The 14614-nt window shown below is 47.5% G+C and carries 13 protein-coding genes; 6 read left to right on the top strand and 7 right to left on the bottom strand.

The annotated features are described in order from the left end of the window. Positions 1-27: 27 nt before the first annotated feature. Positions 28-579, bottom strand: coding sequence for a thioredoxin family protein (locus tag KE626_RS20475; RefSeq protein WP_211974799.1), 552 nt, complete (start codon positions 577-579; stop codon positions 28-30). Between the two features lie 181 nt (positions 580-760). Continuing rightward, positions 761-2554 (bottom strand): translation elongation factor 4, encoded by a 1794-nt coding sequence (gene lepA, locus KE626_RS20480; RefSeq protein ID WP_211974800.1) that lies wholly within the window; start codon positions 2552-2554, stop codon positions 761-763. Positions 2555-2803: 249 nt separating this feature from the next. On the opposite strand from lepA, the gene KE626_RS20485 reads away from it, so the two are divergent. From KE626_RS20485 to KE626_RS20495, 3 genes are all read left to right on the top strand, one after another. Then, positions 2804-3061 carry an acyl-CoA-binding protein gene (locus KE626_RS20485; protein WP_211974801.1) on the top strand — a complete coding sequence of 86 codons (258 nt, stop codon included), beginning with the start codon at positions 2804-2806 and terminating at the stop codon, positions 3059-3061. A gap of 132 nt (positions 3062-3193) precedes the next feature. Continuing rightward, the gene (rocD, locus tag KE626_RS20490) at positions 3194-4432 is read left to right on the top strand and encodes an ornithine--oxo-acid transaminase (protein ID WP_211974802.1); all 1239 of its coding nucleotides are present in this window, start codon (positions 3194-3196) and stop codon (positions 4430-4432) included. 11 nt (positions 4433-4443) lie between these two features. Then, the gene (locus KE626_RS20495) at positions 4444-5088 is read left to right on the top strand and encodes a VIT1/CCC1 transporter family protein (protein WP_211974803.1); all 645 of its coding nucleotides are present in this window, start codon (positions 4444-4446) and stop codon (positions 5086-5088) included. Positions 5089-5198: 110 nt separating this feature from the next. Here the strand turns inward: KE626_RS20495 and KE626_RS20500 are convergent, their stop codons facing one another. Both KE626_RS20500 and KE626_RS20505 read right to left on the bottom strand, forming a co-directional pair. Next, positions 5199-5582 carry a hypothetical protein gene (locus KE626_RS20500; RefSeq protein WP_211974804.1) on the bottom strand — a complete coding sequence of 128 codons (384 nt, stop codon included), beginning with the start codon at positions 5580-5582 and terminating at the stop codon, positions 5199-5201. A 38-nt stretch (positions 5583-5620) separates the two neighbouring features. Then, complete coding sequence (locus KE626_RS20505; protein WP_211974805.1) at positions 5621-7783, bottom strand: S9 family peptidase; 2163 nt, start codon at positions 7781-7783, stop codon at positions 5621-5623. A 274-nt stretch (positions 7784-8057) separates the two neighbouring features. Between KE626_RS20505 and KE626_RS20510 the strand changes: the two genes are divergently transcribed. The 3 genes from KE626_RS20510 (at position 8058) to KE626_RS20520 (ending at position 9699) form a co-directional block, all read left to right on the top strand. Next, a complete protein-coding gene (locus KE626_RS20510) occupies positions 8058-8315 on the top strand; it encodes a hypothetical protein (protein WP_211974806.1) in 258 nt (85 codons plus the stop codon). A 58-nt stretch (positions 8316-8373) separates the two neighbouring features. Continuing rightward, a complete protein-coding gene (locus KE626_RS20515; RefSeq protein ID WP_211974807.1) occupies positions 8374-8988 on the top strand; it encodes a trimeric intracellular cation channel family protein in 615 nt (204 codons plus the stop codon). 66 nt (positions 8989-9054) lie between these two features. Next, entirely contained in the window at positions 9055-9699 is a 645-nt protein-coding gene (locus KE626_RS20520) for a MarC family protein (protein WP_211974808.1), read from the top strand. Between the two features lie 366 nt (positions 9700-10065). Here the strand turns inward: KE626_RS20520 and KE626_RS20525 are convergent, their stop codons facing one another. From KE626_RS20525 to KE626_RS20535, 3 genes are read right to left on the bottom strand one after another with little or no spacing between them, the layout of a single operon-like run. Next, complete coding sequence (locus KE626_RS20525; RefSeq protein WP_211974809.1) at positions 10066-10260, bottom strand: hypothetical protein; 195 nt, start codon at positions 10258-10260, stop codon at positions 10066-10068. Between the two features lie 42 nt (positions 10261-10302). Then, the gene (locus KE626_RS20530) at positions 10303-11388 is read right to left on the bottom strand and encodes an efflux RND transporter periplasmic adaptor subunit (RefSeq protein ID WP_211974810.1); all 1086 of its coding nucleotides are present in this window, start codon (positions 11386-11388) and stop codon (positions 10303-10305) included. 9 nt (positions 11389-11397) lie between these two features. Beyond that, positions 11398-14604, bottom strand: a complete 3207-nt coding sequence (locus KE626_RS20535; protein ID WP_211974811.1) for an efflux RND transporter permease subunit — start codon at positions 14602-14604, stop codon at positions 11398-11400. Between the last annotated feature and the right edge of the window lie 10 nt (positions 14605-14614).

Here is a 14614-nt window from a genome sequence, read left to right on the forward strand (position 1 = left end):
ATATACCCGCCTGTTAGTGAAATCAGGTTAATGCGACTGTGGCGCGATCTGGCCAAATCTTGTACGTATGGCATCCAATTCGCCACGTTTCATTTTGGAGGTTTTCTGCAACAGATCTACGAAGTAATCTACTTCTTCCGGCTGTGCAGGGCAACCTACGTTAGCAAGCTTTCCGGTGGCGCTTTTCATGCGGCTGTCGCCCAACAGGGTACCATCAGAATTTAAGATCACCCAGAAAGGAATGCCTTCCTGGTCGCCATGGTATTTAGCCAGCAGGTCGGCGCCGCCCGGGTTCTCCTGGGCTTTGTTGGCGCCATTTTCCAATACGGTAATATGGCGGATTTCATAATTGTCGGCAAATGCTTTTTTGCAGGCGGCGTCATTCATGGCAGTATCCATTTTGTGACACCAGCCACACCAGGAGGCATGAAAAATAACAAATACCTTTTTATGACTTTTGGCAGCCTGGGCACTGGCTTCCTTTACAACCTGGTCTGCTGACGATGGTGTTTGGGCCTTCACAGTGGTAAAGGTTAACATCGCGCCAACAACGGTTAACATAAGAATTAAGGATCGCATGGGTGGTTGGTTTTGTTTCAAAAATAAGGAACTTTGATTAATATGATAAATATGATGATGATGATCATGATAAACATAAACGGAGATAAAAGCGAAAGACCCGGTTGATACTTTATCAACCGGGTCTTTCGCTTTTATCTTTGCTCATCAGGATCATCAATTTAATCACCTGAATCAGCAGTTAGTCGTCCAGTTTCAATACTGCCAGGAATGCTTCCTGCGGTATTTCTACGTTACCGATCTGGCGCATACGTTTTTTACCTTCTTTCTGTTTCTCCAGGAGCTTACGTTTACGGGAAATGTCACCACCATAACATTTGGCAGTTACATCTTTACGCATGGCACTGATGTTTTCGCGTGCCACGATTTTAGCGCCGATAGCTGCCTGGATGGCGATGAGGAATTGCTGACGGGGCAACAGTTCTTTCAGTTTCTCGGTAAGCTTGCGGCCAAAGTCCTGTGCACGGCTCCGGTGAATCAGGGCGCTCAGTGCATCCACCTTATCGGCGTTCAGGAGAATATCCATTTTTACGATATCACTGTCACGGAAACCAATCGGCGTATAGTCGAAGGAAGCGTAGCCACGGGTCTGGCTTTTCAGCTTATCATAGAAGTCAAATACGATTTCTGTGAGCGGTATTTCAAACATCAGCTCCACACGGGTAGTAGTAAGGTAGCTTTGGTTCAACAGGTTACCACGTTTACCCAAACAAAGGGTCATGATGTTACCGATGTATTCCGGCTTGGTGATGATCTGCGCACGGATAAAAGGTTCCTCGATCCTGTCCAGCTTGGTAGGGTCGGGCATTTCACTCGGGTTGTTCACGATGATCACGCCATCCCGGGTGGTATGGGCAATAAAGCTTACGTTAGGAACGGTGGTAATTACCGTTTGATTAAACTCTCTTTCCAGCCGCTCCTGGATAATTTCCATGTGCAGCATACCGAGGAATCCACAACGGAAGCCGAAGCCCAGCGCCTGTGAGGTTTCCAGCTCATAGGTCAGGGAAGCGTCATTCAGCTGCAGTTTATCCATACAGTCACGGAGTTCTTCAAAGTCTTCCGTATTTACAGGATAGATTCCTGCAAATACCATTGGTTTTACTTCCTGGAAACCGTTGATACCTTCTGCGCAGGGGTTATTGGATAAGGTAATGGTATCACCCACCTTTACTTCCTTGGCGCTTTTGATACCGGTAATAATATAACCTACGTCGCCGGTAAACACTTCTTTTTTGGGTTCAAGCCCCAGTTTCAGGATACCTACTTCGTCGGCAAAATATTCTTCGCCGCTGTTAACGAATTTAATCTTATCGCCTTTCTTGATGGAACCGTTGAACACGCGGAAATATGCGATGATACCACGGAAAGAGTTGAATACGCTGTCGAATATCAGGGCCTGCAGCGGCGCTTCGTTGCTGCCTTGCGGGGCAGGAATGCGGTGCACAATTGCTTCCAGGATATCTTCGATACCGATACCTGTTTTACCGGAGGCAAGCAGGATATCTTCGTCTTTTACCCCAATCAGTTCAATGATCTGGTCTTTTACTTCTTCGATCATCGCGCCCTGCATATCAATTTTATTGATAACAGGGATAATTTCCAGGTCGTTTTCCAGTGCCAGGTAAAGATTGGAGATAGTTTGTGCCTGTATGCCCTGGGCGGCATCCACCAGCAGCAGGGCGCCTTCACAGGCGGCCAGTGCACGGGATACTTCATAAGAGAAGTCCACGTGACCGGGGGTATCGATCAGGTTAAAAGTATATTTTTCACCGTTCTTTGCGGTGTAGTCCATCTGGATCGCATGGCTCTTGATGGTGATACCTTTTTCACGTTCAAGATCCATGTCATCCAGCACCTGCGCCTGCATGTCACGGTCGGAAATGGTGTGTGTAAACTCCAGTAAACGGTCTGCCAGGGTACTCTTACCGTGGTCAATATGGGCAATGATACAAAAATTGCGAATATTCTTCATATGATGTTTTGCTGTTCCGTAGGCCTATTGCAAAGTACTACATAAACCTTATTCAGCCGGCAAAGGTATTGAAATTAGTTCATTAGTTAATGCGTTTTGCGATTATGTTTTGTTGTGTGGTTGTTAGGGAGATAGGACCCGCAACTGTGGCTTTTTTTGATATATTAACTTTTAATTCTCAACTTTATAGACATAAGGGAAAAATAAAGCATCAAACCCGTATTGTTTAATTATAAAAATCACCGGAACATGGAACTAACCAGTCAGTTTGAACAAGCCGTAGCGGAAAGCAAAACGCTCCCGGAGAAACCGTCCAACGAAATTTTGCTGCAATTATATTCCTTATACAAACAGGGCACCACCGGCGATGTGGATACTGATCCTCCTTCCAATCCGTTTGATTTTGTGGCGAGAGCCAAACATGAAGCGTGGGAAGGCCTGAAAGGCAAAACAAAGGAAGCTGCCATGCAGGAGTATATCGACCTGGTGAAAAAACTGAAAGGATAGCGGAAGGAATTACGAATCAGGAATTATGAATTACGGATTTACAGGAGGGTCATCGACCCTATCTCCCCGCAAATCCGTAATTCGTAATTCCTAATTCCCCTTCCGTAATTCCTAATTCTTTATCTTTGAAGAATGATACCATCCTACACAATAAGCGAAAAGTCACAACATTACCTGGCGCTGGAAGAACAGTATGGTGCCCACAACTACCACCCGCTGCCGGTTGTACTGGAGCGGGGTGAAGGTGTTTTTTTATGGGATGTGGACGGCAAACGATATTATGATTTTCTATCCGGATACTCGGCGGTAAACCAGGGGCATTGCCATCCGAAAATTATTGCCACCCTGATAGAACAGGCAAAAAAACTGACACTTACCTCCCGTGCATTTCACAATGATCTGCTGGGTGAATATGCACAATACATCACTTCCTATTTTGGATACGACAAGGTGTTGCCAATGAATACCGGTGTGGAAGCCGTGGAAACAGCGCTGAAACTGTGCCGGCACTGGGCCTATGTCGTAAAGGGGGTTCCGGAAAACAAAGCTAAAATTATTGTTTGCAGCAATAACTTCCACGGACGTACACTGAATGTGATATCCTTCAGTACCGATCCGTCTGCCCGTAATAATTTCGGTCCTTTTATGCCAGGTTACGAGGTTATTCCCTATAACAGTTTAACCGCACTGGAACAGGCATTACAGGATAAAAATGTAGCTGGTTTCCTGGTAGAACCTATCCAGGGAGAAGCGGGCGTAATGGTGCCGGATGAAGGCTACCTGTCCAAAGCGCGGCAGTATTGCCACGATGCCAATGTATTGTTCATCGCCGACGAAATACAAACAGGACTGGCCCGTACCGGTAAAATGCTGGCCTGCGATCATGAAAATGTGCGGCCCGATATCTTAATCCTTGGCAAAGCCTTATCAGGAGGCACCTTGCCGGTAAGTGCAGTGCTGGCCGATGATGAAGTTATGCTGACCGTAAAGCCGGGAGAACATGGCTCTACCTATGGCGGTAACCCACTGGCATGTAAAGTAGCCATCACCTCCCTGCAAATATTGAAAGACGAGAAAATGGCGGAGAACGCAGCTGCGATGGGACAATTACTCCGCAGCGGCCTGCAGGAACTTCATTCACCTTATATTACAACCATCCGCGGCAAAGGATTACTGAATGCCATCATTATTGAGCACAAAGATCCTGAAGCCGCATGGGACCTGTGCTTAACATTAAAAGCAAATGGCCTGCTGGCCAAGCCCACCCATGGTGATAAAATACGGTTTGCACCACCACTGACCATCAATGCCGGGCAGATATCCGACTGTTTGCAGATCATCAAAAAAAGCCTGGAACAGGCCTTCAGTTAGTTAATTGCTGTATGACATCATCCCATAAAGCCATCCGTAGCTCCGGCTGGAAAACAGACTTTCTAATCGGTTTTCCCGACGGGCTTTTCCTGTTGTTCTTTGCCACACAGGTAATACAGGTGTTCCCCATCGAAATACAAACCTTTTATACGCTGCATATCTGCATCTGGCTGATAGGCGCACTCCTGGTGACTTTCAGCGCTTTCCAGGCCAATAAAGGGGATATGCAGCACGACAATGCATTATTATCAGATCAGGAAAGAAGCAAACTGCAACACCTGGATATCAATGCACATACCATTGCGCATATAGAACAGGAAATGGAAAAAGATGCGCATACCTGGGAACAGATCCTGGAACAGGAAAAAGTAACGGAAACTACGTTTAGCCGTTCCCGTGCGATACAGCATGCCCTGCTTACCGGGTTGTTTTTTTTATTGGGAGGGTCGCTATCACTGGGACCTTATCTTTCCAACGAAAATTTTCCGGCAGCTTCGCAAACCAGTATCATGCTTGTTTTCCTGGGACTCACCGTTTTTAGTTTTATAAAAGCGAAAGTAACTGCCCAACGTCCGCTGCCCGTTATTTTACGCTACTGGTTAATGGGCGCCGGTGTACTCGCCGGTGTATGGATATTACATAAGGCGATCTTCTGAAAAGCAGAAAGCGTAAAGCATAAAGCATAAAGCTATTGAGGCGAATGACCGGAACGGAATGATTCATGTGCCCGTTAGTCATTCGCCTCAATAGCTTTATGCTTTATGCTTTACGCTTTACGCTCCTTAGTAAACAACACACAAACAAATGCCACCAAAGCAGCGCCCAGTGATACATACAACGCTACACCCGGAGAAGGACACTCTCCTATTTCACAACGCGAATACAGGATCATATTCCGGAAAGTCCATGCCAGCAGGAATCCTACAATAAAAAGATTGATCCTGGATACCCATTTATTTTTTACCAGGAATATGATAATCGCCAGCACAGAAAGAATGATGCTTAACTTACCTGGCTCTCCGTAACTGGAACCGGTTCCATTCATACCTGTAAACATCAGGTGCCTGCTTTCTATAACAGACCATGGCAAAAAAGCACATACAATCACCAGCAATGCAGCCAGTATACCAATAATTCCTGTCCTGGACATATTCTTCTATTTAGGAGTGCAAAGGTAGTACAAATCAGCTACTTCCCTCCCGGCACACAATGCGTGCGCAAATAATTTGTATACAAAGTAGAGAGATGTTCAAAAGTACCCTGGCCTTCAGAGATGCTATGCGTACGGTTTGGATAAGCCATAAACTGGAACTGCTTGTTATACTTGATCAGCTCATTCAGCAGCATTTCTGCATTCTGGTAATGCACGTTATCATCGCCCGTACCATGAATGTACAACAGGTTGCCGCTGAGATTGCGTGCATAAGTGATGGGAGAACCCTTCACAAAGTCTTCACGGTTTTCTTCCGGCAGCCCCATATAACGTTCCTGGTAAATGTTATCGTAGGTCAGCTGGTTGCCTACAGCGGCAATGGCGATACCTGTTTTATAGATTTCCGGATACTGGAACATGAGGTTCAGCGTCATAGAACCACCACCGCTCCAGCCCCATACCGCCGTACGTTCCGGATCAAGAAAAGAATATTTCTGCAGCAGGGCTTTGGTACCCATCGCCTGATCGCGGGCATTGATTAATCCTACTTTACGATACACACACTTACGCCAGGTACGGCCTTTGGGCAACGGCGTACCCCGGTTATCCATGGAAACATATACGTAACCGTCTGCGGCCATATCGCCATCGTACAGGAAGTTACGTCCTGCTCCTATAGCGTCCAGTGTGGTGGCCCCTGCCGGTTCTCCATATACATAAAACACCACCGGGTATTTCTTTGCCGGGTCAAAGCCTGCAGGCTTGTTCATCCAACCGCTCATAATCACACCATCTACGGTAGTAATGGTAAAGAACTCCGGCTTGTTAGGCGCGGCAGCCGATTTGGTGATAGCGTTCAGCACCGCATGGCTGCTGCTTTTATGCGCGGGCAGCTGCAGGTTTTCGCTTACTGGATAAGTATAGGCATTGCTGAATTCGTGAATAGCCCAGGCACTGTAAGGAGAAATTTTGTATTCATGGGAGCCCGGTTCGTTGGCGGGCGTGATGCGTTCTGCTTTGCCGCCATTGAGCGATACCTTATAAAGATATTGCTGGGTAGGGTTTTCGGGAGAAGCTAAAAAATAAATGGTGTTATTGGCTTCGTCAATTTTAGCGATGCTGATGATATCATAATTACCTGGCGTAAGCAAGGTAGCTTTTCCATCTTCTGTATTAATATTGTACAGATGACGCCAGCCGTCCTGTTCACTCACCCAGATAAATGATTTACCATTACGGATGAAATCCCATCCGGCGATGTTATCATCATCCCAGCGTGATTTCACATCTATCCAGGCGCTGTCTGTTTCTTCGTACAGGGAACGCACTTTACCCGTGGCTGCATCGCAGGTCATCACTTTGCTGTCGTTTTGTTTGCGGTTTAATTGCTGGATGATCAGGGTATTTTTACCTGGTATCCATTCCATACGTGGAATATAATGCTGTTGGTCATCGCCGGGAACCTGCATCCAGGTTGTTTTAGCAGTTTGAATGTCTGCCACCCCTATCCTGCAGGCAGAAGGACTTTCCCCAGCTTTCGGATACTCTACGGGCACAGTAAAGGAGTAGATGGAATCGGTGTTATCGATCATCAGGAAGTCGCGGATCTTGGTGGCATCGATCTGCCAGTAGGCAATGCTTTTACCATCGGGGCTCCAGCGGAAACCATCCCGGCAGCCAAATTCTTCTTCATAGGCCCAGTCGAAGGTACCATTAATGAACCGCCGGGTGCCATCGGTGGTGAGGGGGGTGACGGCGCCACTTTGCAGGTCTTCCACGAAGATGTTATGTCCGCTTACATACGCGGCTTTGCTCCCGTCCGGCGACAGTTTTGCAAACATCAATGAAGAAGCGGGTTTGCCTTTACCCAGCTGTAACAGCTTGCCGGTGGCCACATCCAGCACCCAGTAGTCACCGCGGGTTTCATAGCGCCATACTTTCTTTGTATTGGTGTACAACAATACTTTTTTCTCATCGGCAGAAAAATAAAAATCCCTGACAGACAGGCCATGAAAGGCAGCTGCGGGGATCCTGACAGCGGATCGTTCACCCGATAGCGGGTAAGACTCAATTCCTGATTCTGTTGCCTTGTAATAAGCCTGTCCGTCGCGGCTCCACCTGATTCCCTTTCCGGGCTGCGCCTGCATTGGGAGATAGTGCAGCGCCAATAGAACAATGAGTAGTGTAAGTTTCTTCATTATGTCAGAATAATGTGCAATGGTAGCCAAATTATAAAAGAAAAAAAATGAACAATGTGGGAATGGTGTTGTAAGTGTGCCAAATGGTTAACTATGGAAGATATTATTTATTTTATTTTTTTTAATGTTTTGTGGATAAAAATCACCCGTTAGTTGGAATTTATCAATTTCTTTTTTTCTATTTTTATGTCAGAATTAATAATTAAATAATGAAAACCAACCGGTTAGCTAGGAGCAACCGGTGTAAACAAATCCTGCAGAAAAACCATCAGTTATGATTCAGATTACCTTATCTTATAAAAACCGAGAGTATTTGCAATTCGAAGACAGCTCCCTGGCGCAGATAGCGGAAACCACCAGGAAACTGCTGTATGCCTTACTGGAAGACATATACGATCTTGTTGCTAAAGAAACCGGCCGTTTCCTGATTTACCTTGACCATCATCCAAAAATAGAAGTACAGGGATTTAGCACGGGTCTTCGTGCCCAGATAGAGCGTACATTGCGCGGCGAATCTGCCTATGATTATTAATTTTCATCATGGTAATTTAAAGTATCCTTATCTTAGGTCATAAAATAAGACAAGGAGAATGCACCTCACCTTTATCCAGGTACTTGAATTACTCGGCACTTTTGCATTTGCTGTTTCGGGCGCAACAGCAGCTATCAACAAATCATATGATGTTATCGGTTTACTGGCGCTGGCCTTTATTACAGCGATCGGCGGGGGAACCGTACGCGATTTGCTGATAGGCGCCACACCGGTGGCCTGGATGACGGACGAGCTTAGTAATACTGCTATTATAGCCGCAGCGATAATCGCCACACTGTTTTTTTCCTACGTAAAAAAACTCAACCGCTTACTCAGTACATTCGACGCCATTGGGCTGGGCATGTTTACCATTACCGGCATCAACAAAGGCGTGGCGGCAGGTTTGCCTTTGCCTGTATGTGTAGCGCTGGGAGTTATTACCGGTACTTTCGGAGGCCTGTTGCGCGACGTTATCTGTGGTGAACAACCCATTCTTTTTACCCGGGAAATATATGCCGCCGCCTCCCTGGCAGGAGGTATTTTGTACATTGTAGCCGGCCGCTACAGCGGTGTTACGGGAGATATTGCACAGAGTGTATCCGTTGCCGTTATTGTTACCATACGACTGGTTTCCCTGAGAAACAACTGGCAGTTACCCCGGCTAAGGGCATAATGTTTCGCATAAAATCAGTTGTGAAAGGCTGTCTGCTGAAAGCAAAAAAAATATTATCTTACTTATATGATGGCATTATTTGATAACTACATAGCATTTGCTACCACCGTATTTATGGGCCTGCTGGCGATTGTCAACCCTATTTCCGCCATCCCGGTTTTCATGGAGCTGACCTCCAATATGGACAAAAAAGCCAAGCGAAATATCGCTACCAAATCTGTTATCATTGCCTTCTGTATTATCCTTGTTTTCAGCGTTGCGGGTAAATTAATATTCCATGTTTTTGGTATTACACTGGCTGCCCTGCGCGTTACCGGCGGTATCCTGGTATTTGTGATCGGGTATGAAATGGTGAGAGGGGAAAAAGAAAAATCCGATAATCCCAAACTGGGTGCGCTCCCCGTAAAAGCAGACCAGGGTATCAGCGTGGCTATTACCCCCCTGGCAATGCCATTGCTGGCGGGCCCGGGCGCTATTACTACTTCCATGAGCTATTCGGCCGCCAAAGATCTGACTCACCTCGCTATTGTAATAGCTATTTATGCATTTATATGTTATATCACCTATCTCCTCTTTATTGCAGGTGAACGGATTGTAAAAATAATCGGCACCAATGTGATGATGGTCGTTACCAAAATGATGGGATTAATCCTGGCCGTAATAGGTGTACAGATGTTCGCATTGGGCCTCCGCGAGCTTTTTAATTTTTAGGAAGGTTTCTAAAACAATTTTAAATCATTCCTTGTTATTATTCTAAATACAAACCAAAAGAGTTTCAGAATAGCATATAACAGTTTCAGCAAGTAGCCATCATCCACATAGCGGTGGCCCGCTATGGTCGTCGACAGCGATAACTAATCCAAAAACACTTAATCATATCAACACCGTGCGCGTACTACGTGCGGTATATGCTATGCCCGCTTAAAAGATTTTTTTAGTTGAACAACAGGTAAATCCGTTATTGATTACTAGGTGGATGTTATTTGTTCTCTTTTTTTAATAAGAACATAAAAAATCAATATAGACGGAACAGTTAGCAGAAAAGCCGTCCCGATTCCTCGGGACGGCCGCTTTTTTTTAACGCTTCTTTCTTCGCTTGCCATCGGCGATATCTTTCTTATCGTACTCGTCTTCATCATATCCTTCGAGCACCTGGTTGCCATCATCATCCCGCTCCTTTTTCGCACCACCTTTTGCAGGTGCTATCGCTTCATTCTTACGCTTTATTGCTTTCAGGTCCCGTTTTTCGGAGGTACTTTTCCTGGTTGTCATAAGCTCGGTTTTACCACACAAACATCAAAAAAACTGCCGGAACTATGGCAACCGAACACCGTCTTTTATTTCATCTGTTGCATTCACAATCACCTGGTCGCCGGCCTGCAATTGCCCGAATACCTCTGTGGAATCATTGTGGTGATTACCTTCTTCGATATCAATCCACCTGGTACGATGATCTTTTACAGTGATCACATACTTTTTCTCAGTAGACATTACAATAGCGCTGGCTGGTACCAGCATCGCCTGCGCTGATCCGTTCAACGGTAACAACACTTCTGTATACATCCCTGCTTTGAGTAAATGCTGCCCGTTCTGTACATCTATTTCCACAGCCTCCGAACGGAATTTATCATTCAGGGTACCCGCCTGCCTGGCAATGGTTCCCTCGAAATGCCGGCCGGGAATGGCATTCACATCAAACGCAACAGCCGACTGTCCGGACAACTGTGCGCTATACACCTCCGGTATCTGTAATATTAACCTGAGCTTGTCTTCCTGTTCCAGCATCAGCATGGGTTTATCATCTACTTTGGTATCAGGCCCTACCAGCGCGCCCGGATGAATATTACGCTCGGTGATAACACCATCGAAAGGCGCGGTGACCGTGAGATAGCCCCGGTTAACTTCCTGCGCCCGGAAATTCGCCTGCTCGCTGTTCATTAACGCACTATCGGCCAACATACGGGCTCTCGACAATTCCAGGTCATGTGCGGAGATGGTACCGGGTTCGGCGCTTACGGCCAGGGTACGTTCGTAGTTGTCCTTACTGGATGCAAACACAGCAGCAGCCTGGATATACTTGGATTGCGCCGCATAATATTGTTGTGCTACTTCCGGCGCTTCCAATACCAGCAACACCTGCCCTTTTTTTACTTTGGTGCCCCGGTCAACCAGGATGCTTTTCACAAAACCATTAATCCTCGGGTAAATGCTTACTTTCTGGAAAGCCGCCAGCGCTCCGGGTAAGCGGATACTGCCAGCCAACGGACGTTGCACCACCGGCGCCAGGGTATAATGACGCTCATCACCGGTCGCTTTTTTATCAGGCATTGCCGCCGAATTACATGCCGCCAGTCCGGTGATAATTCCCAATACAGGCAAATAATATTTATAATTTTTCATAGTCATATTTTATTTTAAATCATCCTGTTCAGATGGCATTAAAGAAGGAGATGTGTAACCAGCTTTGCGCTGCATCAGTGCATATACCTGTGGCAATATGAGCAACGCCGCAAAAGTGGAAGCGATCAGGCCGCCGATCACGGCCCTGCCCAGCGGCGCCGTTTGATCCCCGGCTTCTCCCAGGCCGCTGGCCATCGGGATCATCCCCGCCACCATCGCCAAGCTGGTCATCAGGATGGGTCGTAGCCGCACGCCGGCACTTACCACTGCCGCTTTCCGCGCATCGCGGTACTCCCCTCTCAGCTTTTCGGCATTGGTCACAATCAAAATCGCATTGGCCACTGATACACCGGTAGACATGATCATACCCATGTACGACTGCAGATTCAGCGTGGCGCCTGTAAGCAGCAGGGCGATCAGCGCGCCCGCAATTACTGCAGGTATGGTGGTGAGCACCACCAGTGATAATTTAAATGACTGATAGTTGGCTGCCAGTAACAGGAAGATGACCACCACCGCTACTATCAATCCATTCTGTAAACTACCCAGCGTTTCTACGAGCAAACTGGAAGCGCCTTTCAATTCTGTAATCAAACCCTTAGGCGGCGTGCCCGATTCGCTGATGGCCTTCTGCACTGCTGCGGTTGCTGCACCCAGATCTTTACCGGAAATATTGGCACTAACGGTCACGAACCTACGAGGACCGGCGCGGTCAAATTCCCCCGGCATCTCCGTCATGCTAAAGGTGGCTACATCCGCCAATACCGGCCTTGGCTGACCTTTTACCAGCGGTATTTCTTTCAGGTCGTTTAATGCGGTCATATTGTATTCCGGCACCTGCACCTGTACCTGGTAGGTATAGGCTACTTTTTCATCGAGCCATTGGTTCTTTTCTGTAAAACGGCTGGACGAGGTAGACGCCGTTACCGAACGCGCCACCTGGTAAATGTTCAATCCCATCTGCGCCAGTTTAAGCCGGTCGATGCTGATACTGATCACCGGAAAATGCAGCGGCTGCGCAATCTGTACATCACGGAGGAATGGCACATTTTTCAGATGATCTACCAGCTGTTGTGCATACCCGGAGATCTGCCGCATATCTTTACCGGCTACCCGTACCTCAATAGGCGTAGCCGCGCCCTGGCTCATAATTTTTTCTGTGAGATCGATAGGCTCAAACGACAACCGCAGCTCCGGGATTTTCGCTTTTATATTCGCTCTGAGTTCGTCCTTCAGTTTTTCAATATCTACCTTATAATCCTCTTCCAGGTTTACCTGCAGTACCGCTTCATGCGTGCCGCTATTAAAAACATAAAGGTTGCTGGTGCCATAACTGCTGGGAATGAGTCCTACATAGGCTGAGCTAATCGCCACATGACCGTGTACGGTGCTGTCTACAATTGCCAGCACCTGGTGTAATCCCTCTTCCGTACGCTCCAGCCGCGTGCCGTCAGGCATGCGTAGCCTCAACTGGAACTGCCCGGCGTTCACATGGGGCATGAGGTCTTTTCCTATCCATAGGTAACAGCCTCCTGCCAACAACAAGGAACCGGTGATATAAACGGTAACGACTATACGCGATTTATTCATACCGTTTTCCAGCGCCCGCATGAACGATAATTTAAACCGCTCAAAGCCGGTCGCTTTTTCCGGGCGTTGCTGCTCCCTGTGCAGGTGATCATCTATTTCTTTTATCTCCGCAGCATCAAGTGCCAGTCCGGCATGCGCGTGCTGGTACCTGTCTGCTTTCAGCCACCAGTTGGCAATGACGGGCACCAGGGTTTGCGCAGCAAAGAAAGAGGCGATCATGGCAAACCCGATGGATAGCGACAGTGGCAGGAACATGGCGCGAGGTACGCCAGTCATAATAAACGACGGCGCAAACACCGCCAGGATACAAAGCAGGATCAGCACCAGCGGGAAGGCTATCTCTTCACAGGCATCGTATATGGCCTGCCGTTTGGACTTGCCCATTTCCAGGTGCTGGTGGATATTTTCTATCGTCACCGTGGCCTGGTCCACCAGGATACCAATGGCCAGCGCCAGTCCGCTCAGTGTCATAATATTGATGGTTTGGCCCGCCAGTTTCAATCCCATCACCGCGCATAACACAGCCACCGGGATGGTGACTACCACCACGAGACAACTGCGCAGGTCGCGCAGGAATAATAACACCATCAACCCCGTCAGCAACGCACCCAGCGCACCTTCTGTAATGAGACTCTTTACGGCGTTGATCACAAATACCGACTGGTCAAATTCGTACGACACCTTTACATCGTCGGGTAGCAGACTTTGCATTTCCGGTATTTTTGACTTCAGCGTTTTTACTACTTCCCAGGTAGAAGCATCTGCGGTTTTCACCACGGGAATATATACGGATCGTTTGCCGTTTACCAGTGCATAGTCCACCGTTACATCCGTGGCATCCGCTACCCTGGCCACATCCCGGATAAACACATTATTGTTGCCATTGGTCACAATAGGAATATCTCCAAAATCAGCCACCTGTTTTTCCAGTGAATTGATCGTTGTTACAAACATGGTGTTGTTGATGCGAATGTTGCCCGAAGGGGTCATCACATTATTCTTTGCAATGGCCTCTACTACTTCATCGGCACTCAGGTTGAAGCTGCGCAGTTTTTGCGGATCTACGTTTACCACCACGGAACGCGAGTTGGCGCCAAATGGCGGTGGCGCCGACAATCCGGGGACTGAGGCAAACATCGGCCTGATACGGGTGGCCGCGAGATCGTAAATTTCTTTCAGCGATTTTTTGGGACTGCTGAATACCAGCTCTCCTACCGGCAGGGAAGACGCATCAAAACGCATTACCTGTGGTGGCAGCGCGCCCGGCGGGAAAAACTTCATGGCACGGTTCACCTGCAACGCCACCTGGGCAGAGGCTTCCGCCATGTCCGTATTTTCATAGAAGGTGAGCTTTAATAACGTTAACCCCTGTATGTTTTTAGTAGAGATATTTTTCACCCCGTTCACATACAGGAACTGGTCCTGCAGCCGGGTGGCAAAAAAACCTTCCATCTGCTGCGGCGACATCCCTCCGTAAGGCTCTATTACATAGATAGTGGGCAAATTGAGCTTAGGAAAAATATCGATGGGTATACTAAATATAGACAGCACCGCAAACAGCAACAGGCCGCCGGTGATCACCACCACGGCGATAGGCTTTTTCAGTGCCGAAGAAACGAAAGACATAATAAAACAT

It is taken from the genome of Chitinophaga hostae (genome assembly GCF_018224885.1).
In the GTDB taxonomy this organism is placed as follows: domain Bacteria; phylum Bacteroidota; class Bacteroidia; order Chitinophagales; family Chitinophagaceae; genus Chitinophaga; species Chitinophaga hostae.